Below are 22,572 nucleotides of genomic sequence, written 5' to 3'. Positions count from 1 at the left end.
CTACTCCCCCTCGCCGAACTTGTCGGCGATCAATGCCAGCAGCGCATCCATCGCCTCGCGCTCGTCGTCGCCGGCGGTCTCGACGACGACCTGCGAGCCCTTGCCGGCGGCCAGCATCATCACGCCCATGATGCTCTTGGCGTTGATCCGCCGCGACCCCTTCTCCATCCAGACCTCGCTCTTGAACTTGCCGGCCAGCTGCGTCAGCTTGGCCGAGGCCCGTGCGTGCAGGCCGAGCTTGTTCACGATTTCGGTTTCGCTGCGCAGCATCAATGGTCCCTCATGTTCAGGATGCCGTCGCGCCCGCCGCTGACGGCCTTGGTGATCATCGTCTCCATGCCCCTTTCCCGGTAGGTGATCGCGCGCAGCAGCATCGGCAGGCTGACGCCGGAGACGCCCTCGACGTGCCCCGGCACGAGCAGCTTCAACGCCAGGTTGGCCGGCGTCGCGCCGTAGATGTCGGTCATCACCAGCACGCCCTCGCCGCCGTCGACCTCGTTCAGCAGCAGCTTCGCCAGCGGCAGGATGTCGAGCGGGTCGTCCTGCGCGGCGACGCCGAGCTGGGCGATCAGCGGCGGACGCTTGTTGAGCACGTGGCAGACGTTCTGGACCAGCGCCTCGCCGTAGGTGCCGTGGGTGATGAGCAGGATTCCGATCATGGCCGCATTCTAATCGACGATTTCGGGCGCCGGCAGGCCGGGCTCGAACTTCAGCCGTGCCGCCAGCGTGCGGCTGACCTGGACGCGGCCGTCGGCGGCGACGCGCAGCGCGCCGGCGACGCCGAGCGGCGCGAGCAGCCGCCGCCAGCCGTCGCCGGCGACGAACAGCGGCTTCGAGGCGGCGTCGGAACGCATGCCGGCCCCCGGCTGCGGCGCGACGAGCACGGTCAGCGCCTGCGTGTGCGTCACCGGCGCCGCGCTGCGCGGGTCGAGCAGGTGGCAGTAGCGGCGGCCGTCGAGCTCGAAGAAGCGCTGGTAGTCGCCGGAGGTGCCGATCGCCTCGCCGTCGGCGAGCGTCAGCGTCGCCAGCGTGCCCGGAGCGCGCGGATGCTGGATGCCGACCCGCCACGGCTGGCCGTACTTGGTGCCGAGCGCGATCACGTTGCCGCCGATGTTGACCAGCGCGTTGCCGACGCCCTGCGCGCGCAGCAGCGCGGCGGCGCGGTCGAGGGCGACGCCCTTCAGGTAGCCGCCGAAATCGAGCGCCACCTCGCGCTTCGCGCTGGTCACCATCCGCCCGTCGACGCGCAGGTCGGCGATCGACGGCGCCGCGCGGCGCCAGGCGTCGAGTGCCGCCGCGTCCGGCAGCCGCGGCCGGAACTCGTCGGACTGGAAGCCCCACAGCGCGATCAGGCGGCCGATACCGGGGTCGAACAGATGGTCGCCGGCGGCGGCGATCGCCTGCGCGTCGACGATGAAGGCGGCGAGCTCCGACGTCACCGCGTGCGGCCTGCCCTCGGCCAGCGCGGCATTGAGCGCGGTCAGCTCGGACGGCTGCCAGGCATGGTAGGTCCGGTGCAGGCGGTCGAACTCCTGCAGCACCGCGCTCATCGCCGCCGCGGCGCGCGTCGCGTCGGCGTCGGCGACCAGCACCTCGACGCGGGTGCCGAAGACGAAGGCCTCGCGACCGTGCACCGGCGGCTTGCCGCAGGCGGCGAGCAGTGCTGCCGCCAGCAGCAGGATCAGGACGCGCATGCGCGCTCCAGCGCGGCGACGAACAGCGCCGCCGGATCGACGTCGCTGCCCTGCGCGATCTCGACCATGCAGGTCGGGCTGGTGACGTTGATCTCGGTGAGGAAATCGCCGATCACGTCGATGCCGACGAAGAAGAGGCCGCGCGCCGCCAGCACCGGCGCCAGCGCTGCGGCGATCTGGCGGTCGCGCGCGGAGAGCGGGCGCACCTCGCCGATGCCGCCGACGGCGAGGTTGCCGCGCGTCTCGCCGGCCTTTGGCACGCGTGCCAGGCAGTACGGAACGACCTCGCCGCCGATCAGCAGGATGCGCTTGTCGCCCGCCGCAATCTCGGGGATGAAGCGCTGCGCCATGATGCTGCGCGCGCCGTCGGCGGACAGCGTCTCGACGATCGCGTTGCGGTTCGGGTCGTCCCGGCGCACGCGGAAGACGCCGCGGCCGCCCATGCCGTCGAGCGGCTTCAGGATGACGTCGCCCTCGCGCTCGATGAAGTCATTGAGCCGCGCCGCGTCGCGCGTCGCCAGCGACGGCGGCGCGAAGTCGGCGAACTCGGCGAGCACCAGCTTCTCCGAATGGTCGCGCAGCGCGCGCGGCCGGTTGAAGACGCGCGCGCCCTCGCGCTCGGCCTGCTCGAGCAGCCAGGTGGCGGTCACGTACTCGATGTCGAAGGGCGGATCCTTGCGCATCAGCACCGCGTCGCAGTCGGCCAGGCGCAAGGTCTGCGCGGCGTCTGCGCGGTACCAGTCGGCATCGTCGGCGGCAAGCGTCAGCGCCGATGCCTCGGCGGTGACGCCGGCGCCGCCTTCGCCACACTCCCAGCTCAGCCGGTCGACGGTCGTCGCCCACACCGCGTGGCCGCGCGCCGCCGCGGCGCGCATCATGGCGACGCTGGAGTCCTTGTAGGCCTTGAGGTTCGGCAGCGGATCGACGACGAACAGCAGGCGCACCTCAGGCCTCCGCGACGGCCGGCTCGGTGCGCTCGATCTCGATCGCCGCCGCCAGCGCGGCCAGCCGCGCGACGACGCCGTAGGCGTAGAAGCGGTTCGGCGCCGCGTCCGGATTCTGCCGAGCGTCCGGGCACAGGCAGCTGGTCTCGAAGGCCAGCGGCTCGAAGTGCATGCCCGGCGCGTTGAGGTTCTCGTCGACGCCGCGCGCCGCGTTCACGCGGTAGAAGCCGCCGACGACGTAGCGGTCGATCATGTACACCACCGGCTCGGCGACGCCGTCGCCGACGCGCTCGACGGTGTGCACGCCCTCCTGGATGATCACCTCGCTGACCTCCAGACCTTCCTTGACCACGCTCATCTTGTTGCGCTGGCGGCGGTTCAGCCCGATCACCTCGGACGCGTCCTTGACCGTCATCACGCCCATGCCGTAGGTGCCGGCGTCGGCCTTGACGATGACGAACGGCGTCTCGTCGATGCCGTACTCGCGGTACTTCTCGCGCACCATGCCAAGCACCGCGTCGACGTTGGCGGCGAGGCACTCCTCGCCCTGCCGCTCGTGGAAGTTGATGCTGCGGCAGACCGAGAAGTAGGGGTTGATGCGCCACGGGTCGATGCCCAGCGTCTGCGCAAACTCGCCCGCCACCTGCTCGTAGGCGGCGAAGTGGTTCGACTTCCGGCGCGTCGCCCAGCCGGCGTGCAGCGGCGGCAGCACGAACTGCTCGTCGAGTCCCCTGAGGATCTCCGGCACGCCGGCCGAGAGGTCGTTGTTGAGCAGGATCGTGCACGGGTTGAAGCCGTCCAGCCCGAGCCGGTTGCCGTTGCGCCGCAGCGGCTCCAGCGTCAGCAGCGAGCCGTCGGGCAGCTCGACCGGCGTCGGCGCGACGATCTCCGGCAACAGCGAGCCGATGCGCACGTTGAGGCCGGTCTGGCGCAGGATGCCGGCGAGCTGCGCGACGTTCTGCAGGTAGAACAGGTTGCGCGTGTGGTTCTCCGGAATCAGCAGCAGGCCGCAGGCCTCCGGGCAGAACTTCTCGATCGCCGACATCGCCGCCTGCACGCACAGCGGGTGGAAGGCCGGATTGAGGTTGTTGAAGCCGCCCGGGAACAGGTTGGTGTCGACCGGCGCCAGCTTGAAACCGGCGTTCCTGAGGTCGGTCGACGAATAGAACGGCGGCGTGTGCTCGTTCCACTGCGCGCGCAGCCAGCGCTCGATCTGCGGCGAGGCGTCGAGGAAGCGGCGTTCGAGGTCGAGCAGCGGCCCGGTGAGGGCGGTGGTCAGGTTGGGCACCATGGCGAGGCGGTCTCCGTGCCCCGGTCGATGGCGGGGGCGGGTTGTCGAGGACGAATGTTACACCGCGTCGGCGGTGAAGGATTCCGGCAGCAGCGCCTCTTGCAGGCTGCGCTGCGTGAACAGGTAACGACCGTCGCAGACGAAGCCGAGTTCCTCCCAGTTCACCGCGTTCAGCCGCGCGCACAGCGCGGCGAGGTCGGCCGCCGGGTCGTGCGGGAAGAGGGCGAGCACGGCGCCGTCGAAGTTGGTGCACGGATGCAGGAAGAACGGGCGCGGCTCGCGCGTCTTGCAGTTCACGTAGATGCGCGGCCGTTCGCTCTGCGGATGCAGGCGCCCCCACTGCCACCAGCTCTGCTCGTCGAAGCGGCGGATGCGCCGCGCCAGCAGCCGCTGCTTGAACGGCTTCAGGACCGGGTGCGGCGTGTTGAAGATCATCCGCCGCGTCCCGCCGTCGCGCACCGTGTGCGAGCAGACGAAGTCCGTCGTGCCGTGCTCGTCGCTGGCGAAGATCGCGTCGGCGCCGGACACCGCGCCGACCTTCACCGAGAAGATCGACGACAGCGGCAGCGTGCACTCGGCGCGGGCGAACGCGAGGTGGCCGCCGGCGAGCAGGAAGTGGCGCGCCTCGACGACGCCGGCCGCCTCGTAGCGCGTGCGTCGCGAGAAGTCCCCCTTTTCGAAGCGCCAGATCGCGCAGTTCGGCGTCGCTCCGGCGAAGATGCGCGCATCGCCCAGCTCGACGAAGTCGGTGATCGTGCCGGCGGCGAACAGCAGCTTGTTCAGCCGTACCGCCGAGGTTGCCTTGAGGAAGTCGCGTGGCGTGATGAAGATCAGCTCGCCGCCCGGCTCGAGGTGGCGCAGGCACTTCTCGATGAAGAACAGGTAGAGGTTCGAGCGCCCGTCGAAATGCTCGGCCGACAGCCGCGCCCGCGTCGCCTCCGGGATGTCCTGGTAGCGCACGTAGGGCGGGTTGCCGATGATCGTCGCGAAGCGTTCGCTTTCCGGATAGGCGAAGAAATCGAGGTTCAGCGCCCCCGGCGGGCAATGGCGCGGGTCGATCTCGATCGCCGTGCAGCCGGGCAGGTGGCGCGAAAACGCACCGTCGCCGCACGACGGTTCGAGCACCCGGCCGCCGCTCTTCACCAGCGCCAGCATGCGGCGGACGACCGGCTCCGGCGTGAACACCTGGCCGAGGCGGGCGACGTCGAGGGCGGGAGCGGAAGCTGGCGGCATGGGGGCGGAGAATAGCGGGGTTTGGCGCGCCCGGAAACTACGCCGGTTGGCCGGAAATCGTCGAAAACTTCCGCAAAACGGCAAAAAACCGTTAAAATTCACGGTTCAAGAAATTTCGCCCCACCGATCAACCGCAGTACCAACACACTCTGGAGTTTCAACATGGCTTCCACTTCCAACCGCGACCGCCGCTCCTCGCTCGAGCGCCGCTGCCTGTCGAAGGCCGCCAAGCGTCTGTTCCGCAACAACACCAAGGGCGTGCGCAAGGCGATCTACGCCGCCGAGTGCCACCAGCGCGGCAAGCCGCAGCTGGGCGCCAGCAAGTAATTCCGGCGCGACCGGAAACGGCGAGGGCGGCGCGGGCCGCCCTTGTCGTTTCCGGCACCGCCGCTGCCGTTCCGTCCGCCGTCCAGTTTCACCGCCGCTGAGCCTTCGCCAGCACCCATTCAGGATTCCGCCGTGCTCGTCGCCGCCAACATCACCCAGCAGTTCGGGGCCAAGCCCCTCTTCGAAAACGTCAACGCCAAGTTCGGCGAGGGCAACCGCTACGGCCTGATCGGCGCCAACGGCGCCGGCAAGTCGACGCTGATGAAGATCCTCTGCGGCATCCTCGACCCGTCGGCCGGCAACGTCTCCAAAGACAAGCACGAGCGCATGGCCTACCTGCGCCAGGACCAGTTCGCCTACGAGGACATGCGCGTGCTCGACGTCGTGCTGACGGGCCACGAGGAAATGTGGGCGTGCATGAGCGAGAAGGACGCGATCTACGCCAACCCGGAGGCGACGGAAGAGGACTACATGCACGCCGCCGAGCTCGAGGCGAAGTTCGCCGAGTACGACGGCTACACGGCGGAAGCGCGCGCCGGCGAGCTGCTCCTGGGCGTCGGCATCCCGATCGAGAAGCACGGCGGCCCGATGCGCGAGGTGGCGCCGGGCTGGAAGCTGCGCGTGCTGCTGGCGCAGGCGCTGTTCGCCAACCCCGACATCCTGCTGCTCGACGAGCCGACCAACAACCTCGACATCAACACCATCCGCTGGCTGGAAGACGTGCTGAACGCGCGCGAGTCGACGATGATCATCATCAGCCACGACCGCCACTTCCTGAACCAGGTGTGCACGCACATGGCCGACCTCGACTACGGCAAGGTGACGATCTACCCGGGCAACTACGACGACTACATGGAAGCGTCGACGCTCGCCCGCCAGCGCCAGTCGCAGGCCAATGCCAAGGCCAAGGAGCGCGTCGCCGAGCTGCAGGAGTTCGTGCGCCGCTTCTCGGCGAACAAGTCGAAGGCCAAGCAGGCGACCAGCCGTCTCAAGCTGATCGACAAGATCAAGCCCGAGGACATGAAACCGTCGTCGCGCCAGTACCCGTGGATCCGCTTCGAATACGACGAGAAGGAAAAGCTGCACCGGCAGGCGGTCGAGCTCGACGCCGTCGGCCACGCCTACGACGGTCCGCTGTTCTCGAACTTCACGGCGACCGTGGACGCCGGCGACCGCATCGCCATCATCGGCGAGAACGGCGTCGGCAAGACGACGCTCTTGCGCTGCCTGGCCGGCGACCTGGCGCCGTCGTCGGGCACCATCAAATGGGCGGAGAAGGCCCGGCCCGGCTACTTCGCGCAGGACCACGCGGCGCTGTTCAACGCCGACACGCCGCTCACTGACTGGATCGCCGAGTACGTGCGCATGGGCGGCTACGAGGGCGAGGACGTCGAGACGCTGATCCGCGGCACGCTCGGCCGCCTGCTGTTCTCCGGCGACGAGGTGAAGAAGGCGGTACGCGTGATCTCCGGCGGCGAGCAGGGGCGCATGCTGTTCGGCATGCTGATGCTGATGAAGCCGAACGTGCTGCTGATGGACGAGCCGACCAACCACCTCGACATGGAATCGATCGAGTCGCTGAACACCGCGCTCGAGAAGTTCAAGGGCACGCTGGTCTTCGTTTCGCACGACCGCGAGTTCGTCTCGTCGCTGGCCACCCGCATCTGGGAGATCAAGGGCGGGCAGGTCATCGACTACCGCGGCAACTACGAGGAATACCTCGCCAGCCAGGGCCTGGAGTAAGGCCGATGGCCGGCCGGGTCTGCCGGCTGCTGCTGCGGCTGCTCGGCTGGCAGGTCGTCCTCGTGCCGCCGCCGTCGGCGAAGACGGTGATCATCGGCTACCCGCACACGTCGAACTGGGACTTCCCGGTGGCGATGCTGTGGCGCTGCGCGACCGGCTTCCCGCTGTTCTGGGTGGCCAAGCGGGAGATGTTCGCCAACCCGCTGGGCGGCCTGTTCCGGCGCTGGGGCGGCATCCCGCTCGACCGCGGCCGGCCGGAGGGCTTCGTCGAGCAGGTCTGCGCCGAGTTCGGGCGGCGCGCGGTCTTCCACCTGGCGATCGCACCGGAAGGCACGCGCCGGCATACCGACCACTGGAAATCCGGGTTCTACCGCATCGCCGTCGCCGCGCAGGTGCCGCTCGGGCTGGGCTTCCTCGACTGGGGGCGCAGGCAGCTCGGCATCGGCGCCTGGATCGCGCTCTCCGGCGATCGCGACACCGACCTCGCGCGCATCCGCGCCTTCTACGCCGACAAGCGCGGTTGCCGGCCGCAGCAGGCCGGCGACATCCGCTTCAGGGATTGACCGGCGCCGGAGTTGCCGGCGCGGCGCCGGCAGCGGCCTTCTCCGCCTTGCGCGCGGCACGCTCGGCCGCCTTCGCCTCGCGCGCACGCCGCTTCTCGGCAGCCTTCGCCTCCTTGGCCTTGTGCGCTTCCAGCTTCTTCTGCCGCTTCGCCTGTTCCTCGGCCAACTGCTGCCGGTTCTCGGCGGCCTTGCGCTCCTTGTCGGCGACCTTCGCCGCGCGTTCCTCGGCGCGCTGCGCCTCCTCGGCACGGTAGGCCTCGCCCTGCGCCTTCTGCTCGGCCTCGCGCCGCGGCGCGTCGACCGCGCGCTGCGCGTCCCTGGCGGCGACGTCGCGGCGCTTCACGTCGCGCTCGATCTCCTTGCCTTCCTGCTCCATGCGCGTGGCGGCCCGCGTCTCCTGCGTGTGCGCCTTCTTCGCCTCCTCCAGGCACGAACTGACCAGGAATTTCTTGTAGCAGGCGTCGTTGGCCGCCTTCAGCCGCGCATCGGCCTCCTGCTGCAGGCGCGCCGCCTCGTCCTGCAGCCGGCTCGCCCGCGCCAGCCGCTCGCTGCGCTCGGCATCGCTGAGCGGGCGCGAATCGACCTGGGCGAGGGCGGCGGCAGGAAGCAGCAGCAGGAAGGCGGAAACTATCGTCGTGCGCATGGCGGTCTCGCGGTTCGAAGCCGGTAAAATAGCGATTTTACCTGCTCGCGCGCCGCCCGCCGGCGCCCCTCGCTCCGTCCGCCGCATGATCGTCCTCCGCAACCTCAGCTTCGCGCGCGCCGCGAAACCCCTCGTCGACAACGCCTCGCTGCAGCTCGGTCCGGGCTGGAAGGTCGGCCTCACCGGCGGCAACGGCTGCGGCAAGTCCTCGTTCTTCGCGCTGCTCACCGGCGCGCTGCACGCCGAGAAGGGCGACCTCGAGGTGCCGGCGTCGTGGGTGATCGGCCATGTCGCGCAGGAGACGCCGGCCCTGCCCGACCCGGCGCTGGACTTCGTGCTCGACGGCGACGTCGAGCTGCGCGAGATCGAGCGCGCGCTGGCCACGGCCGAGGAGAAACACGACGGCGTGAAGATCGGCGCGCTGCACGCGCGGCTCTCGGAGATCGGCGGCTATTCGGCGAAGGCGCGCGCGGCCGAGCTGCTGCACGGCCTCGGCTTTGCCGACGCCGACCTCGCCCGGCCGGTCGCCGAGTTCTCCGGCGGCTGGCGCGTGCGGCTGAACCTGGCGCGCGCGCTGATGTGCCGCTCCGACCTCCTGCTGCTCGACGAGCCGACCAACCACCTCGACCTCGACGCCGTGCTCTGGCTCGAAGGCTGGCTGCGCGCCTACCGCGGCACGCTGCTGATGATCTCGCACGACCGCGACTTCCTCGACGCCGTGGTCGGCCAGATCCTGCACATCGAGCAGGGCGGCATGAAGCTCTATTCCGGCAACTACTCGGCCTTCGAGCGCCAGCGCGCGGCGCAGCTGGCGCTGCAGCAGGCGATGTTCGAGAAGCAGCAGCGCGAGATCGCGCACCTGCACCGCTTCATCGACCGCTTCCGCGCCAAGGCGACCAAGGCGCGGCAGGCGCAGAGCCGGATGAAGGCGCTCGAACGCATGGAGGAGGTGGCGGCGGCGCACGTCGACACGCCGTTCACCTTCCGCTTCCGCGACCCGGCGGCGGCGCCCGATCCGCTGCTGGTGCTGCACGAGGCGCAGGGCGGCTATCGCAGCGAGGCGGGAACGAAGGTGATTCTCGGCGGCATCGAGCTGACGCTGCGCCCGGGCGAGCGCATCGCGCTGCTCGGCCGCAACGGCGCCGGCAAGTCGACGCTGGTGAAACTGCTGGCTGGCGAACTGGCGCCGCTGGCCGGCCAGCGCACCGAGGGCAAGGGGCTGGCGATCGGCTACTTCGCGCAGCACCAGCTGGAGCATCTGCGCCCGGACGAATCGCCGCTGCAGCACATGCAGCGCCTCGACCCACAGACGCGCGAACAGGAGCTGCGCGACTACCTCGGCGGCTTCGACTTCCGCGGCGACATGGCGACCGCGTCCTGCGGCAAGTTCTCCGGCGGCGAGAAGTCGCGGCTGGCACTGGCGCTGCTGATCTGGAACAAGCCGAACCTGCTGCTGCTCGACGAGCCGACCAACCACCTCGACCTGGAAATGCGCGAGGCGCTGACGCTGGCGCTGAACGAGTACGAGGGCGGCGTCGTGCTCGTCTCGCACGACCGCCACCTGCTGCGCACGACCGCCGACACGCTGCTGCTCGTCGCCGACGGCAAGGTGTCGCCGTTCGACGGCGACCTCGACGACTACGCCGGCTGGCTCGCCGCGCAGCGCGAGGCGGCGCAGGCACCGGCAAGCGAAGTCGCGCAGGACAAGGCCGCCGACAAGGCGGCGCGCATCGCCGCGCGCGAGCAGGCCGCCGCCGATCGGCAGGCGCTGCTGGCGAAACGCCGGCCGCTGCTCAAGGAGTCGGAAAAGCTGGAGAAGGAGATCGCCGGCTGGCAGGCGGAAAAGGCGCTGCTCGACGCCGCGCTCGCCGACCCCGAGGCATATGCGACCAGCGACCGCGCCGGGCTGGAAGCGAAGCTGAAGCGCCAGGCCGAGCTCGCCGCAGCGATCGACGCCGCCGAGGAGCGCTGGCTGGAAGTGCACACCGAACTGGAAGGGCTCGGTTAGAATCGGCGGACTATTCCCCTCGCATTTCCGCATGCGCCGACCGACCGCCTGGCTCGCCCTCCTGCTGCTGCTTTTCGCGACCGCCGCAGCGGCGCAGGCGCTGGCGCTGCGTGGCGCCAACGGCAGCGTACCGCTCGCCGCCCATATCGAGATGCTCGAAGACGCCGACGGCCGCCTCGACATCGGCACGGTGCGCGGCACGGACACCGCCGCCCGCTTCGCGCCGCGCCGCGGCAGCGGCGACCTCAACCTCGGCTATTCGGCGTCGGCCTGGTGGCTGCGCGTGACGCTGCAGCCGGACGCGGCGGCAGCCGGCGACTGGCTGCTCGAAGTGGCGTTCCCGACCCTCGACCGCGTCGACTTCTACGCGCCGGGCAGCGATACCACGCTCGTCGGCGGCGACGAGCGGCGCTTCGCCGAACGGCCCCTGCGCCACCGCCACTTCGTCTTCCCGCTGACGCTGGCCGCCGGCGAGACGCAGACGCTGTACCTGCGCGTGCAGTCCTCGGGCTCGCTGACCGTGCCGCTGACGCTGTGGCGGCCGGCCGCGCTGCACGCCGCCGACCAGGACGCCTACGGCGCGCACGCGCTGTACTACGGCATGCTGCTCGCGCTGGGCCTCTACAACCTGCTGCTGTGGTTCTCGCTGCGCGACCGCAGCTACCTCGCCTACGTCGCCTTCGTCGCCGCGATGGCGGTCGGCCAGCTGGCGCAGGGCGGCCTCGGCTACCAGTACCTGTGGCCGGACTGGCGCGCCTGGGAGGCGATCGCCTTCAGCTCGGGCTACGCCGCCACCGGCTTCTTCGGCGCGCTGTTCACGCGCATCTTCCTCGACACGCGGCGCCATCACCCGCGGCTCGACCGCGTCATCGTCGCGCTCGCGTTCGGCTTCGCGGCGGCAGCGCTGGCGCCGCTGCTGCTGCCGTACCGGCAGGCGGCGATCGCCACCTCGCTGCTCGGCGTCAGCTTCTCGGCGGTGGCGGTGATCAGCGCCGTCGCCTGCCTGCGCCGCGGCGACGTATCGGCGCGCTTCTTCCTCGCCGCCTGGGCGCTGCTGCTGGTCGGCGTCGCGCTGATGGGCCTGCGCAACATGGCGCTGCTGCCGACCAACGTGTTCACCGCCAACGGCATCCAGATCGGCTCGGCGCTGGAAATCCTGCTCCTCTCGTTCGCGCTCGCCGACCGCATCCACCTGTTGCGCCGCGAGAAGGAGGCGGCGCAGGCCGCCGTGCTGCAGGCCGAACGCCGGCGCATCGAGGCGCTGCAGCGCAGCGAGCGCGAGCTCGAGGCGCGCGTCGCCGAACGCACGCGCGAGCTGGCCGCATCGAACCAGCGCCTCACCGAGAGCGAGAAGCGGCTGCACGACATGGCGCACCACGATCCGCTGACCGGGCTCGCCAACCGCCTGCTGCTGTTCGAACGCATCGGCCATGCGCAGCAGCTGGCCGCGCGCCACGGCCGCGGTTTCGCGGTGCTGCTGATCGACCTCGACGGCTTCAAGACGGTCAACGACACGCTCGGCCACGACGCCGGCGACCAGCTGCTGCTCGCCGTCGCCAGGCGGCTGCGCGACAGCGTGCGCAGCGCCGACACCGTCGCCCGCATCGGCGGCGACGAGTTCGTGGTGCTCATCGAGGAATGCGGCGACGCCGACGCGGTGAAGGCGCTCGCCGAGAAGATCGTCGCCGCGTTGCGGCGGCCGGTGGTGCTCGACGACGGCGAGGTGACGATCGGCGCCAGCGTCGGCATCGCGCGCTGGCCGGAACACGGCGAGGGCGCCGAAGCGCTGCTGCGCGCCGCCGACCAGGCGATGTACTCGGCCAAGCGCATCGGCCGCAACCGCGTCGCCGTCGCCGCCTGACGGCGGTGGTAAAATCCCCGCTTTTCCCGCGCTGCCGCCAGCGCGGCGACTGACCTAACGCAGGAGAATTGCGGTGAGAATCGTCTGTCTTGACCTCGAGGGTGTCCTCGTCCCCGAAATCTGGATCGAGTTTGCCGAGCGCACCGGCATCCCCGAGCTGCGCCGCACGACGCGCGACGAGCCTGACTACGACAAGCTGATGAAGTACCGCCTGGATATCCTGCGCCAGCACCAGCTGGGCCTGCCGGACATCCAGAAGGTGATCGCCGAGATGGGGCCGATGGCCGGCGCCCGCGACTTCCTCGACAGCCTGCGCGAGGCCTACCAGGTGGTGATCCTGTCCGACACCTTCTACGAATTCGCGCACCCGCTGATGCGCCAGCTCGGCTGGCCGACGCTCTTCTGCCACTCGCTCGAGGCCGATTCGACCGGCATGCTGGTCAATTACCACCTGCGCATGCCGAACCAGAAGCAGGAAGCGGTGCGCCGCTTCAAGGAACTGAAGTTCACGATCGTCGCCGCCGGCGACTCGTACAACGACACGGCGATGCTCGGCGAGGCGCACGGCGGCATCCTCTTCCACCCGCCGGAAAACGTCGTCCGCGAGTTCCCGCAGTTCCCGGTGGTGCGCGATTACGGCGCACTGCGCGGCGAGATCGACCGCGCCTTCGCGCGCTACTAGAGACGAGCGGCGACGGGCTGGCAACACCAGCCCGCCGCCTTTGCCCAGCCCCCCAACCCTGGCCCCTGCTCCCCGAAATGCACCGCGAACGCTTCTACACGCTGACCGCCTCCTGCCCCGACCAGGTCGGCATCATCGCCCGCGTCGCCGGCTTCATCGCCGAGCACGGCGGCTGGATCCTCGAATCGAGCTACCACGCCGACAGCCTGACCGGCCGCTATTTCATGCGCCTGGAGATCAAGGCCTCGTCGCTGCCCTTCCTGCTCGCCGAGTTCCGCGAACGCTTCCGCACCGCGGTCGCCGAGCCGCTGGCGATGAGCTGGCAGATCAACGACTCGGCGGTGAAGAAGCGCCTCGTCGTGCTCGTCTCGAAGCAGGAACACTGCCTCTACGACCTGCTCGCGCGCTGGCAGGCGAAGGAGCTGGACATCGAGATCCCGTGCGTGATCTCGAACCACGACGCGTTCCGCGGCTTCGTCGAGTGGCACGGCATCCCCTTCCACCACGTACCGGTGACGCCGGACAACAAGGCCGGCGCCTACGCCGAAGTGCAGCGCATCTTCGAGGACGTGCGCGGCGACTGCATGGTGCTGGCGCGCTACATGCAGGTGCTGCCGAGCGGGCTGTGCGCCGCCTACCCGGGGCGCATCATCAACATCCACCATTCGTTCCTGCCCTCGTTCGTCGGCGCCAAGCCCTACCACCAGGCCTACGAGCGCGGCGTCAAGCTGATCGGCGCGACCTGCCACTACGTCACCGAGGAGCTCGACCAGGGTCCGATCATCGAGCAGGACGTGATCCGCATCGACCACTCCGACTCGATCGAGGACATGGTCCGCTACGGCAAGGACATCGAGAAGACCGTGCTCGCGCGCGGCCTGCGCTACCACCTCGAGGACCGCGTCCTCGTGCACGGCAACAAGACCGTCGTCTTCCGCTGACGGCGGACCCTTGTCGAAGGACAGGTACGCGCCGGCACCGACGCGTTCCGTGCGCCGCTGCCGCTGATCAAGTAGGCCGCACCTAGTCGAAACGCCGCCGCCGGACGGCGATCGGCATTCCCGACACCGTGTATTCCGCCGCCGCGTAGTCGGCCGGCTGCCCCGCCTCCTCCCAGGCACGCGCGCTGAGCAGGATCTCGCCGCGGCCGGCGAGGTCCTCGCCGAGCTTGGATGCGACGTTGACCGCATCGCCGAAGAAATCGGTCTCGCGGATCAGCAGGATGTCGCCGCAGTCGATGCCGATGCTGGCGCCGACGCTGCGCCCGTCGGCGGTTTCCAGCCCGCGGCCGGCCAGCTCGCGCTGGATCGCCTCGGCCGCCCGCAGCGCCTGCGCGGCTGTCGGGAAGACGGCGAAGACGTTGTCGGCGTCGCGCTTCACTACCTCGCCGCCGGCGGCGACGATCGGCGGCTCGCAGAGGACCTGCATGCGCCGGATCAGCGCCAGGTGGGCGAGGATTCCGGTGCGCCGCACCGAAATCGAGAAGTCGGTCATGTCGAGCACCAGCGCCGTGCGGTGCACCTGGAAGGTCCGGCGGATCAGTGCCTCGATCTCGGCGCGGTCCTCGGGGGCGGCGGCGTTGAGCGTGTCGAGCAGGTGGTCGAAGGTCTTCATCGCATTCTCCGTCAGTCGCCCTCAAGGGGCCTTCCTCGTAATACGCACGGCGCGTTACTCAGTCGGCATAGCGGTGCACGGGCGCCGTGGCGACCGGCAGCAGGTGGATCGCCGGCGGAGCGCCGGCCGGCCAGTCGATCAGCAGCATGCCGCCGGGCTCCATCGTCCACGCCAGCGCGGCGGCATCGCCGGACAGGTCGAGCGCGATCTGGTGCGCCGGCGACGGCGCGATCGCCAGCGGCCGGCCGGCGAACTCGCTGAAGATCGTGCGGTGCACGTGGCCGCAGAACAGCGCGCGCACGCGCGGATGGCGGTGCAGCCAGGCAGCGAGCGTTTCGGCGCCGGCCAGCCCGATCGCGTCCATGCCGGCGATGCCGGTGCGCACCGGCGGATGATGCAGGAAGAGCAGCGCGTCGCGGTCGGCGCGCAGGTTCGCGTCGAGCCAGGCGAGCTGCGCCTCGCCGACGGCGCCGCCGTCCTCGCCCGGGACCACCGTGTCGACCAGCAGCAGGTCGCCGGCGTCGCACTCGCGGCGCTGCTGCGCAAGCTCGCCGGCCGCCCACGGCTGCTCGGGAAAGGCGGCGCGCAGCGCGGCGCGGTCGTCGTGGTTGCCGGGCATCAGCGCCCAGGGAACGGCCAGCGCCGCCAGCTGTGCACGCAGGTGCGCGTATTCGGCGGCGGAGCCGGCGTTGGCGAGGTCGCCGGAGAGGACGACGAGGTCGGGCCGCGGCGACAGCGCGTTGATGCGCGCGATCGCCTGCGCCAGCGCGCCGGCGGTGTCGATCTGCCGGTAGAGCAAGCGTCCCGCCGCGCGCAGGTGCAGGTCGCTGAGCTGGACGATGCGGGCCATGCGCCGGGGAAAGTCAGTCGCGGCGTTTCTGGCCGGCGCGGCGCATGATCCGGCGGCACAGGAAGCGCGCCCACGGCGTCAGCCGGGGGAGGCCGAGGTACTGCAGCAGGAAGTAGAGGCGCGCGCTGCGGCTCCAGTGCCGGGCATGGCGGTTCAGGGCGTCGAGGTCGTGGATGGTGCGCAGCGGCGGCAGCAGGGTGGTGCGCGATTTCTCCAGGTCGATCAGCGCCGCCTCCGGGGCGCTCCCGTCGCGCAGGCGCACGAAGAGGTGCTTCGGGTAGAGCGAGCTGTGCTGCACGCCGGCGTCGTGCAGCCGGCGAACGACGTCGGCGACGCTGCGCAGCACCGCCCGCTGCACGGCGAGCGGCGGCCGGCCGGCGGCAAACAGCTCCTCGGTGACGGTGTCGAGCGGACGGAAGCCCGCCAGTTCCTCGGTCATCAGCATGCCGCGCGCATTGCCGTCGACGATCGCGCTGGCGAAGTACAGCGGCCGCGGCGCCGGCACCTCATGCGCCTGCAGGTAGCGCAGCATGCGGAACTCGCGGGCGAAGGTCGGCTCGCCGGCGAGCGGGTGGCGCCAGCTCCGCCGCTGGTGGTTCTCCTGACGTTTGAGGAAGACGCCGAGTTCGCCGCCGGCGGGCAGGGGCAGGGCGAGCCGGCAGACGCCGCTCCAGCCGCCGCGGCGGACGTTCGGCTCCTCGAACCATTCGGCACGCAGCGCCCAGACGTCGTCGACGCCGGCGAGCCGGTTCGCTTCCAGCAACGCCTTCCGTTCGGGAGAGATGTACAACGCCAAGAGGGCTTCCTTCGTGATTGTGTCGGGACCGCCGTGCAGCGACGCTGCGGCTCCGCGGCGATGGCCGATTATGCCACTGCAGCACGAAAAAAACGGGCGCCCGAAGGCGCCCGTGATTTGCTGCGGAGGAGGGAAATCAGTGGTGGTAGGCCGATTCGCCGTGGGCGGTGATGTCCAGGCCTTCGCGCTCTTCTTCTTCCGGCACGCGCAGGCCGATGACGATGTCGACCAGCTTGAAGGCGACCAGCGAAACCACCGCCGACCAGACGACGACGGTACCGACGCCCCACAGCTGCGAGATCACCTGCGCGGTCATGTCGTAGTCGCCGACCTTGTTGGCGACGTAGTCGTACACGCCGGTGCCGCCGAGCGACGGTGCGGTGAACACGCCGGTCAGGACGGCGCCGAGGATGCCGCCGACGCCATGCACGCCGAACACGTCGAGCGAGTCGTCCATGCCCAGCATGCGCTTCAGGCCATTGACGCCCCACAGGCAGATGACGCCGGCGAGGAGGCCGATGACGATGGCGCCGACGATGCCGACGAAGCCGGCGGCCGGGGTGATCGCGACGAGGCCGGCGACGGCGCCCGAGGCGGCGCCGAGCATCGACGGCTTGCCCTTCAGCATCCACTCGGCGAACATCCAGGACAGCGCCGCGCAGGCGGTCGCCAGCCAGGTGTTGACCATCGCCAGTGCCGCACCGCCGGAGGCTTCGAGCGCCGAGCCGGCGTTGAAGCCGAACCAGCCGAACCACAGCAGCGAGGCGCCGATCATGGTGAAGGTCAGGCTGTGCGGGGCCATCGACTCGCGGCCGTAGCCGATCCGCTTGCCGATCAGGAAGGCACCGACCAGGCCGGCAACGGCGGCGTTGATGTGCACCACGGTGCCACCGGCGAAGTCGAGCGCGCCCTTCTGGAACAGGAAGCCGGCGGTCTTGCCCGCGGCTTCACCGGCAGCGGCGTCGACGTAGGCGTCCGGACCGGCCCAGTACCAGACCATGTGCGCCATCGGCAGGTAGGACAGGGTGAACCAGATGACCATGAACACCAGCACCGCCGAGAACTTCACGCGCTCGGCGAAGGCGCCGACGATCAGGCCGCAGGTGATCGCCGCGAAGGCGCCCTGGAAGATCACGTAGGCGAACTCGGAGATGACCACGCCCTTGGAGAAGGTCGCCGCCACCGAATCGACGGTGATGCCCTTCAGGAACAGCTTGTCGAGCGTGCCGAAGAACGCACCGCCTTCGGTGAAGGCCACCGAGTAGCCGTACACCGCCCACAGCACGCTGATCAGCGAGAAGGTGACGAAGACCTGCATCAGCACCGAGAGCATGTTCTTCGAGCGGACGAGGCCGCCGTAGAACAGCGCCAGGCCGGGGATCGACATCAGGATCACCAGCGCCGCGCAGACCATCACCCAGGTGTTGTCGCCCTTGTTCGCCACCGGCGCGGCGGCGGGCGCCGCGGCCGGGGCGGCTTCGGCGGCCGCGGGAGCGGCGGTGGCAGCGGCGGCCGGTGCTTCGGCTACCGCCGCGGCGGCGGGCTTGGCGTCCGCCGCCGGCTTCTCCTCGGCCCAGGCCGGAGCGCCGACGAGGACGACACCGACCACAGCCAGCATTGCAAAGATGCGCTTCATGTTGTCGCTCCTCAGAGGGCGTCCTCACCGGTTTCGCCGGTGCGGATGCGGATCACTTGTTCAAGCGGGAAGACGAAGATCTTGCCGTCACCGATCTTGCCGGTGCTGGCGGACTTCTCGATGGCTTCGATCACCTGGTCGACGACGTCGTCCTTGATCGCCGCCTCGATCTTCACCTTGGGCAGGAAATCGACGACGTATTCGGCGCCGCGGTAGAGCTCGGTGTGCCCCTTCTGCCGGCCGAACCCCTTGACCTCGGTGACGGTGATGCCCTGCACGCCGATGGCGGACAAGGCCTCGCGCACCTCGTCGAGCTTGAACGGCTTGATGATTGCGGTTACGAGTTTCATGATGGTCCTCTGTCAGGATCGGAGATGGATCAGAAGGTCCGCGACACGGACAGCACGGCGATGCCGCGGCCGGCGTCCTTGTTGCTGCTCGACAGGTCGAGCGCGCCGTCGTCGTCCTGGATCGACTTGGCGAAGCAGTACGGCTGGTAGGTCGTCGCGCCCGAGCAGTCGCCGTCGGCGTTGGTGCCGACGTAGGAAAGGCCGACCACCCAGCCGCTGAAGTCCTTGGTCACGCCGACCTTCCAGTCGGTGTAGCTGCCGTTGCTCATGCGCTTCGCCGAGAGGTGGCCGACGTGGCCGTTGACGCCCCAGCCGTTGCCCAGGTCGTAGGAAGCCGACAGGTCGATGTAGTGCGTACCCTTGGTGCTCTTGCCGGTCGAGGCGCCGGTCGAATCCCAGCCGCGCAGCGAGAAGTAGTCGTCGACCGAGTGGTAGTACTTCAGCGACACGGTCTTCCACGAACCGCCGATGTACAGTTCCTTGTTGGTCACCGCGCCCTTGTCGGCGCCGATGCCGAGGCCACGGCCTTCCGAGCCCGGGTAGTAGTAGACGATGCCGCCGAGGTCGAGGCCCCAGTCGCCCCAGGTCTTCTTCCAGCCGCCGTAGAAGTCCATTTCCAGGTTGCCGTCGGGGAAGCCGGCGCCGGAGCTGACGTTGGAGTTCCAGTTGCCGGCGTAGAAGCCGCTCTCGTGCGCGTAGTCGAAGCCGCCCTGCAGCGCCGGCTTGCCGTAGGTCTGGTCGATGCCGCGGAAGCGGTAGCTGGAGAACAGGCCGATGTTGGCGGTCAGCGTGTGCGGGCTGGCCGGGGCGGCCTCGGCCGCCGGCGCGGCGGTCTGCGCGGCGGCCGGCAGCGCGAAGGCGGTGGCGAGAGCGGATGCAATCAGCAGCTTTTTCATGGAGCGACTCCTTGGTAGTTGATCTTGAATCTTGAATAAATAGCTTGCGTTCGTTCTTAGCATCAGCCGTGCCAGTTTTTTTTGCATTCAAAAGCAATAACTTACCGTGGCGCACCAAATCGCCGCCCGATTATCCGCACCTTTGCGGTGCGCGATCGGCGGCCAGTGCGCCAGCACGGTGCGGGCCGGCCACGACAAGCCGCTGTGCTAAACTCGGCCGCTCCAGAACGCCTGCCCGCCCGGGGGAAATCACGATGCTCGACCCGAAGCTTTTCGAGGAACTCAACAGCCGCCTGTCGGCGCTGATCGCCGCCAGCCCGGCCAGGGACATCGAGAAGAACGTCAAGGCACTGCTCGCCAGCGTCTTCGAGAAGATGGACCTGGTCACGCGCGAGGAATTCGAGATCCAGACGCAGCTGCTGGCGCGCACGCGCGAGAAGCTGACGGCGCTGGAGGCGCGCGTCGCCGAACTGGAAAAGGCCGCACCGCAGAAGTAAGCGCCGCATGCCGCTGGCCATCGTCCGCAGCCGGGGTCTCGACGGCCTCGCCGCGCCGGCGGTGGCGGTCGAGGTGCACCTCGCCGGCGGCCTGCCGTCGGTGACGCTGGTCGGCCTGCCCGACACCGAAGTCAAGGAAGCGCGCGACCGCGTACGCGCTGCGCTGGTCAATTCCGGCTTCGAATTCCCCGCCCGCCGCATCACGATCAACCTGGCGCCGGCCGACCTGCCCAAGGAGTCCGGCCGCTTCGACCTGCCGATCGCGCTCGGCATCCTCGCCGCCTCCGGCCAGCTGCCGGCCGACCGCCTCGACGCGCACGAATTCGCCGGCGAACTGTCGCTGTCGGGCGAACTGCGCCCGGTACGCGGCGCGCTGGCGATGGTGCTCGCCGCCGACGCCGGCGAGCGCAGCTTCGTGCTGCCGGCGGCGAGCGCCGCCGAAGCGGCGCTGGCACGCCCCGCCGGCGTCTTCGCCGCGACCGGCCTGCTCGCCGTCTGCGCCCACCTGCGCGGCGAGTCGCCGCTGCCGGCAGCCGCGGCGACGCCGGCCGCGATCGCCGACAGCTACCCCGACCTGGCCGACGTGCGCGGCCAGGCGCAGGCCAAGCGCGCGCTCGAAATCGCCGCCGGCGGCGGCCATTCGCTGCTGCTGTCCGGCCCGCCGGGCAGCGGCAAGTCGATGCTGGCGGCGCGCCTGCCCGGGCTGCTGCCGCCGCTCGCCGACGGCGAGGCGCTGGAGTCGGCGGCGGTCCTCTCGCTCGCCGGACAGTTCCGCCCGGCGCAGTACGGCCGCAGAAATTTCCGCCATCCCCATCATTCGGCGTCGGCAGTGGCGCTGGTCGGCGGCGGCTGTGACTTATACAAATTATTGCGACATTGTAGAAATAGCTGCGACCAACTTGCTGAGACTGTAACAGCAGTTCTGAACCCCCTGACGCCCTGCCGGTGTAAGCCGTCAGGGCGTTTTTGCGTGTGAGGTGGTATGCCTATTCCGTTCCAGTTTGAGATTCTGAAGACGCCAAGTGTCACTAGAATCCCCGGCCTTGCACTACCTGCAGGCTCATATGTCGCTTGGACCTATAACGGCGTCGTTAAGAATTTGCAGGCGAAATCACAGCCATTAGCCTTGGTCGGCTTCCGCCAGATAGTTGAAGGTTCCGTTGCAGACGATTTAATTCTCCGCCGCGTTCCTCTGACCGCCCTTGGGCAAGTCCGAATTGGCACGATTTGGGCAAACAACATGAGCCATACGTCAGCCAAATTTGAGGAATTCGATTTCGAAGTAGATTTCAGAGGCGCCGCTTGGCAACACACTTCCTTTTTTTACGCCTCGCCAAGTACTAGAACTACGCCGTACCCGATGGAGCTCTACCCGCTCAAGCACCAAAAAGACAAGAATTGGAACATCGAATTTAAGTTGCAGAATGGCGGAAAGCTAGTGGTTCCATGCCTAGAATTCTATTCGCGGTGTTACGGGAGATCAGAAGAGTTGAACCGGATTCTTGCTACGTATGGGTGGGATGAAGTTAACAAACGTTTCTATGCTCCGTTAGAAGAACCGGAGGAAAGCGGGAAGTGGAAAGTAAAGCTGCGGAAGCGGCTACATAACGGCGATACCGTGTTCCTAGCACACGCGAAATACGATCCATACACGCAGCGCGTCGCTCGAGAAATCTATGGTCAGCTGGAAAGCCAGTTTGTTCCAAGAAACAAGGCGCCATCCTTCCTGAAGGTTGCCCCTTGGTTTCAGGGTCCAGCTGAGCTTCGTTGCCAAGGGATATGGTTTGACAATCAGCGATCCTTCCTAGCCCTTCGAGTTATCGGTGGTTCGGATCCCGATGGAATTTTGATCGAGCGCGGCCGGGAAAATACGAACAAAAATATCGAGGGCAACCCAGATCTGGAAAACGACAACGCTTGGGAAGGTGCCATAGAAAAGCGCTTAATTCGTCCCCCAGATATAGTTGATCTAACAGGCGATGACGAGCCAAATCATGGAACAGGTGCAGTTGAAATTCTGGATCCGAAATTTGTAGTTCTTGGCATTCCCCGAGCTGTCGTAGATCGACATGGCGAACGGATTAGTTCGTCTTCTAAAAATCGACGTAAAGGCGGTAATGAATCAACCAATTCTTCAGGCGAACGCCACGGATCGGGAAGTGGCATTGGCTATGCATCGATTCACGCTCCTGTACACCTTGAGTCCCATGGCGCACTACTAGATATGTGGAATGCGACAAGCAGCCTGAAGAAAAAGCATCCTGAGCTAATACAAACCGCCGAGTGGTTTACCTTTGCGGATGGCTATCGGTCGGATGGAAATCCAAAGCTGATTGCGCTTGAGCCGATTGACGAAGAGGAGATTCCGACCACTACTCGAAACTGGGTCTATTTCGATGTAAAAACAGCACGACCACGAGGGCTGATGGTGCTGCGGATTACCTCTAGAGGCCGACCGATTTACATCGTGGAAATCGAGCGACGTCCTAGAAAGGTGGCAAACCAGTCTGATGTCGAGAAGGAGGGCGAAGAGGCCTACCGAGGCGTCATGGCAGTAATTGAAGACAGCAAAATCTTTGAACAGTGGCTACGGCGATTTATGTCCGACGTACGGTATATCCGAGGAATCGTAAGCAAGTTAATACCCCATTGCCCTGGCTTGGCAGATACGTTCACTCACCCTAAAACGCGCGGAGAATACATCCTTGGGGAGGCGGCACTGTTGCAGGCATTAGAAAAGGCAGGGATTACCCCGGGCATTCGGGCGAGCCGTTTGTAGTAGATGAAATGACTCGGAAGGTCATCAGCTTGTGCAAGCCACGCCGCCCCGGTGAAGTCACCATAAACGGCGGGCTACTGTTGGCACTGCACTTCCTTTTTGCACATGCTGTATGGGCAGGCACGCTATCTTGCGAAGTCACAGCGGTAGCCGATGGTGATACGC

General features: G+C 68.2%; 22 protein-coding genes and 1 pseudogene. 10 read left to right on the top strand and 13 right to left on the bottom strand.

The window, feature by feature from the left end:
• The 6 genes from IWH25_RS03690 to IWH25_RS03665 are packed head-to-tail and all read right to left on the bottom strand — an operon-like array spanning position 1 to position 5,162.
• Complete coding sequence (locus IWH25_RS03690; protein ID WP_203388009.1) at positions 1-270, bottom strand: HPr family phosphocarrier protein; 270 nt, start codon at positions 268-270, stop codon at positions 1-3.
• A complete protein-coding gene (locus IWH25_RS03685; protein WP_203388008.1) occupies positions 270-659 on the bottom strand; it encodes a PTS sugar transporter subunit IIA in 390 nt (129 codons plus the stop codon). Before IWH25_RS03685 ends, IWH25_RS03690 begins: the two co-directional genes overlap by 1 nt.
• A 9-nt stretch (positions 660-668) precedes the next feature.
• Complete coding sequence (locus tag IWH25_RS03680; RefSeq protein WP_203388007.1) at positions 669-1,694, bottom strand: FAD:protein FMN transferase; 1,026 nt, start codon at positions 1,692-1,694, stop codon at positions 669-671.
• Positions 1,682-2,638 (bottom strand): glutathione synthase, encoded by a 957-nt coding sequence (gshB, locus tag IWH25_RS03675; protein ID WP_203388006.1) that lies wholly within the window; start codon positions 2,636-2,638, stop codon positions 1,682-1,684. The genes IWH25_RS03680 and gshB overlap by 13 nt, the downstream gene beginning before the upstream one ends.
• A 1-nt stretch (position 2,639) precedes the next feature.
• A complete protein-coding gene (gene gshA / locus IWH25_RS03670; protein WP_203388005.1) occupies positions 2,640-3,929 on the bottom strand; it encodes a glutamate--cysteine ligase in 1,290 nt (429 codons plus the stop codon).
• A gap of 57 nt (positions 3,930-3,986) precedes the next feature.
• Complete coding sequence (locus IWH25_RS03665; RefSeq protein ID WP_203388004.1) at positions 3,987-5,162, bottom strand: Eco57I restriction-modification methylase domain-containing protein; 1,176 nt, start codon at positions 5,160-5,162, stop codon at positions 3,987-3,989.
• A gap of 162 nt (positions 5,163-5,324) precedes the next feature.
• On the opposite strand from IWH25_RS03665, the gene IWH25_RS03660 reads away from it, so the two are divergent.
• The 3 genes from IWH25_RS03660 (at position 5,325) to IWH25_RS03650 (ending at position 7,795) form a co-directional block, all read left to right on the top strand.
• A complete protein-coding gene (locus IWH25_RS03660) occupies positions 5,325-5,489 on the top strand; it encodes a hypothetical protein (RefSeq protein ID WP_203388003.1) in 165 nt (54 codons plus the stop codon).
• A gap of 132 nt (positions 5,490-5,621) precedes the next feature.
• Positions 5,622-7,232 (top strand): ABC-F family ATPase, encoded by a 1,611-nt coding sequence (locus tag IWH25_RS03655; RefSeq protein ID WP_203388002.1) that lies wholly within the window; start codon positions 5,622-5,624, stop codon positions 7,230-7,232.
• 5 nt (positions 7,233-7,237) lie between these two features.
• The gene (locus tag IWH25_RS03650; RefSeq protein WP_203388001.1) at positions 7,238-7,795 is read left to right on the top strand and encodes a 1-acyl-sn-glycerol-3-phosphate acyltransferase; all 558 of its coding nucleotides are present in this window, start codon (positions 7,238-7,240) and stop codon (positions 7,793-7,795) included.
• Here IWH25_RS03650 and IWH25_RS03645 read toward each other — a convergent pair.
• Positions 7,785-8,438, bottom strand: coding sequence for a hypothetical protein (locus IWH25_RS03645; RefSeq protein ID WP_203388000.1), 654 nt, complete (start codon positions 8,436-8,438; stop codon positions 7,785-7,787). The two genes, IWH25_RS03650 and IWH25_RS03645, sit on opposite strands and share 11 nt — an antisense overlap.
• Positions 8,439-8,523: 85 nt before the next feature.
• On the opposite strand from IWH25_RS03645, the gene IWH25_RS03640 reads away from it, so the two are divergent.
• The 4 genes from IWH25_RS03640 to purU all read left to right on the top strand — a co-directional run bounded on the left by IWH25_RS03640 (position 8,524) and on the right by purU (position 13,930).
• Complete coding sequence (locus IWH25_RS03640; RefSeq protein WP_203387999.1) at positions 8,524-10,446, top strand: ATP-binding cassette domain-containing protein; 1,923 nt, start codon at positions 8,524-8,526, stop codon at positions 10,444-10,446.
• A gap of 31 nt (positions 10,447-10,477) precedes the next feature.
• The gene (locus IWH25_RS03635) at positions 10,478-12,307 is read left to right on the top strand and encodes a diguanylate cyclase (protein ID WP_203387998.1); all 1,830 of its coding nucleotides are present in this window, start codon (positions 10,478-10,480) and stop codon (positions 12,305-12,307) included.
• A 73-nt stretch (positions 12,308-12,380) separates the two neighbouring features.
• Positions 12,381-12,989, top strand: a complete 609-nt coding sequence (gene thrH / locus IWH25_RS03630) for a bifunctional phosphoserine phosphatase/homoserine phosphotransferase ThrH (RefSeq protein ID WP_203387997.1) — start codon at positions 12,381-12,383, stop codon at positions 12,987-12,989.
• Between the two features lie 77 nt (positions 12,990-13,066).
• Positions 13,067-13,930: a formyltetrahydrofolate deformylase gene (gene purU, locus IWH25_RS03625; protein WP_203387996.1), complete on the top strand. Its 864-nt coding sequence runs from the start codon at positions 13,067-13,069 to the stop codon at positions 13,928-13,930.
• 82 nt (positions 13,931-14,012) lie between these two features.
• Here the strand turns inward: purU and IWH25_RS03620 are convergent, their stop codons facing one another.
• The 6 genes from IWH25_RS03620 to IWH25_RS03595 all read right to left on the bottom strand — a co-directional run bounded on the left by IWH25_RS03620 (position 14,013) and on the right by IWH25_RS03595 (position 19,131).
• On the bottom strand, positions 14,013-14,603 hold the full coding sequence (locus tag IWH25_RS03620; protein ID WP_203387995.1) for a nucleotidyl cyclase domain-containing protein: 591 nt from the start codon (positions 14,601-14,603) through the stop codon (positions 14,013-14,015).
• A 58-nt stretch (positions 14,604-14,661) separates the two neighbouring features.
• On the bottom strand, positions 14,662-15,453 hold the full coding sequence (locus IWH25_RS03615) for a phosphodiesterase (protein WP_203387994.1): 792 nt from the start codon (positions 15,451-15,453) through the stop codon (positions 14,662-14,664).
• A 13-nt stretch (positions 15,454-15,466) separates the two neighbouring features.
• Positions 15,467-16,249: a lipopolysaccharide kinase InaA family protein gene (locus IWH25_RS03610; protein WP_203387993.1), complete on the bottom strand. Its 783-nt coding sequence runs from the start codon at positions 16,247-16,249 to the stop codon at positions 15,467-15,469.
• 136 nt (positions 16,250-16,385) lie between these two features.
• Entirely contained in the window at positions 16,386-17,885 is a 1,500-nt protein-coding gene (locus IWH25_RS03605; protein ID WP_203387992.1) for an ammonium transporter, read from the bottom strand.
• Positions 17,886-17,896: 11 nt separating this feature from the next.
• A complete protein-coding gene (gene glnK / locus IWH25_RS03600; protein ID WP_203387991.1) occupies positions 17,897-18,235 on the bottom strand; it encodes a P-II family nitrogen regulator in 339 nt (112 codons plus the stop codon).
• A gap of 29 nt (positions 18,236-18,264) precedes the next feature.
• Positions 18,265-19,131, bottom strand: coding sequence for a TorF family putative porin (locus IWH25_RS03595; RefSeq protein WP_203387990.1), 867 nt, complete (start codon positions 19,129-19,131; stop codon positions 18,265-18,267).
• A gap of 254 nt (positions 19,132-19,385) precedes the next feature.
• On the opposite strand from IWH25_RS03595, the gene IWH25_RS03590 reads away from it, so the two are divergent.
• The 3 genes and pseudogenes from IWH25_RS03590 to IWH25_RS03580 all read left to right on the top strand — a co-directional run bounded on the left by IWH25_RS03590 (position 19,386) and on the right by IWH25_RS03580 (position 22,407).
• Complete coding sequence (locus IWH25_RS03590) at positions 19,386-19,628, top strand: accessory factor UbiK family protein (RefSeq protein WP_203387989.1); 243 nt, start codon at positions 19,386-19,388, stop codon at positions 19,626-19,628.
• A 7-nt stretch (positions 19,629-19,635) separates the two neighbouring features.
• Positions 19,636-20,478, top strand: a pseudogene (locus IWH25_RS03585) (YifB family Mg chelatase-like AAA ATPase); the annotation flags it as partial.
• Between the two features lie 132 nt (positions 20,479-20,610).
• Positions 20,611-22,407: a hypothetical protein gene (locus IWH25_RS03580; protein ID WP_203387987.1), complete on the top strand. Its 1,797-nt coding sequence runs from the start codon at positions 20,611-20,613 to the stop codon at positions 22,405-22,407.
• Positions 22,408-22,572 lie beyond the last annotated feature (165 nt).

Origin of the sequence: Azospira restricta, from assembly GCF_016858125.1 — a bacterium.
Lineage (GTDB): Bacteria > Pseudomonadota > Gammaproteobacteria > Burkholderiales > Rhodocyclaceae > Proximibacter > Proximibacter restrictus.
The sequence above is the reverse complement of the archived record's forward strand: the minus strand, read 5'-3'. Positions and strand labels throughout refer to the sequence as shown.

Excerpts from the sequence above, each read along its gene's own strand:
- IWH25_RS03685 (WP_203388008.1), bottom strand. The coding sequence starts at position 659 with ATGATCGGAATCCTGCTCATCACCCACGGCACCTACGGCGAGGCGCTG.
- IWH25_RS03620 (WP_203387995.1), bottom strand. The coding sequence starts at position 14,603 with ATGAAGACCTTCGACCACCTGCTCGACACGCTCAACGCCGCCGCCCCC.
- IWH25_RS03665 (WP_203388004.1), bottom strand. The coding sequence starts at position 5,162 with ATGCCGCCAGCTTCCGCTCCCGCCCTCGACGTCGCCCGCCTCGGCCAG.
- IWH25_RS03640 (WP_203387999.1), top strand. The coding sequence starts at position 8,524 with ATGATCGTCCTCCGCAACCTCAGCTTCGCGCGCGCCGCGAAACCCCTC.
- IWH25_RS03650 (WP_203388001.1), top strand. The coding sequence starts at position 7,238 with ATGGCCGGCCGGGTCTGCCGGCTGCTGCTGCGGCTGCTCGGCTGGCAG.
- IWH25_RS03690 (WP_203388009.1), bottom strand. The coding sequence starts at position 270 with ATGCTGCGCAGCGAAACCGAAATCGTGAACAAGCTCGGCCTGCACGCA.
- glnK (WP_203387991.1), bottom strand. The coding sequence starts at position 18,235 with ATGAAACTCGTAACCGCAATCATCAAGCCGTTCAAGCTCGACGAGGTG.
- IWH25_RS03580 (WP_203387987.1), top strand. The coding sequence starts at position 20,611 with ATGCCTATTCCGTTCCAGTTTGAGATTCTGAAGACGCCAAGTGTCACT.
- IWH25_RS03595 (WP_203387990.1), bottom strand. The coding sequence starts at position 19,131 with ATGAAAAAGCTGCTGATTGCATCCGCTCTCGCCACCGCCTTCGCGCTG.
- gshA (WP_203388005.1), bottom strand. The coding sequence starts at position 3,929 with ATGGTGCCCAACCTGACCACCGCCCTCACCGGGCCGCTGCTCGACCTC.
- IWH25_RS03605 (WP_203387992.1), bottom strand. The coding sequence starts at position 17,885 with ATGAAGCGCATCTTTGCAATGCTGGCTGTGGTCGGTGTCGTCCTCGTC.
- IWH25_RS03645 (WP_203388000.1), bottom strand. The coding sequence starts at position 8,438 with ATGCGCACGACGATAGTTTCCGCCTTCCTGCTGCTGCTTCCTGCCGCC.
- IWH25_RS03590 (WP_203387989.1), top strand. The coding sequence starts at position 19,386 with ATGCTCGACCCGAAGCTTTTCGAGGAACTCAACAGCCGCCTGTCGGCG.
- IWH25_RS03680 (WP_203388007.1), bottom strand. The coding sequence starts at position 1,694 with ATGCGCGTCCTGATCCTGCTGCTGGCGGCAGCACTGCTCGCCGCCTGC.
- IWH25_RS03635 (WP_203387998.1), top strand. The coding sequence starts at position 10,478 with ATGCGCCGACCGACCGCCTGGCTCGCCCTCCTGCTGCTGCTTTTCGCG.
- purU (WP_203387996.1), top strand. The coding sequence starts at position 13,067 with ATGCACCGCGAACGCTTCTACACGCTGACCGCCTCCTGCCCCGACCAG.
- IWH25_RS03615 (WP_203387994.1), bottom strand. The coding sequence starts at position 15,453 with ATGGCCCGCATCGTCCAGCTCAGCGACCTGCACCTGCGCGCGGCGGGA.
- IWH25_RS03660 (WP_203388003.1), top strand. The coding sequence starts at position 5,325 with ATGGCTTCCACTTCCAACCGCGACCGCCGCTCCTCGCTCGAGCGCCGC.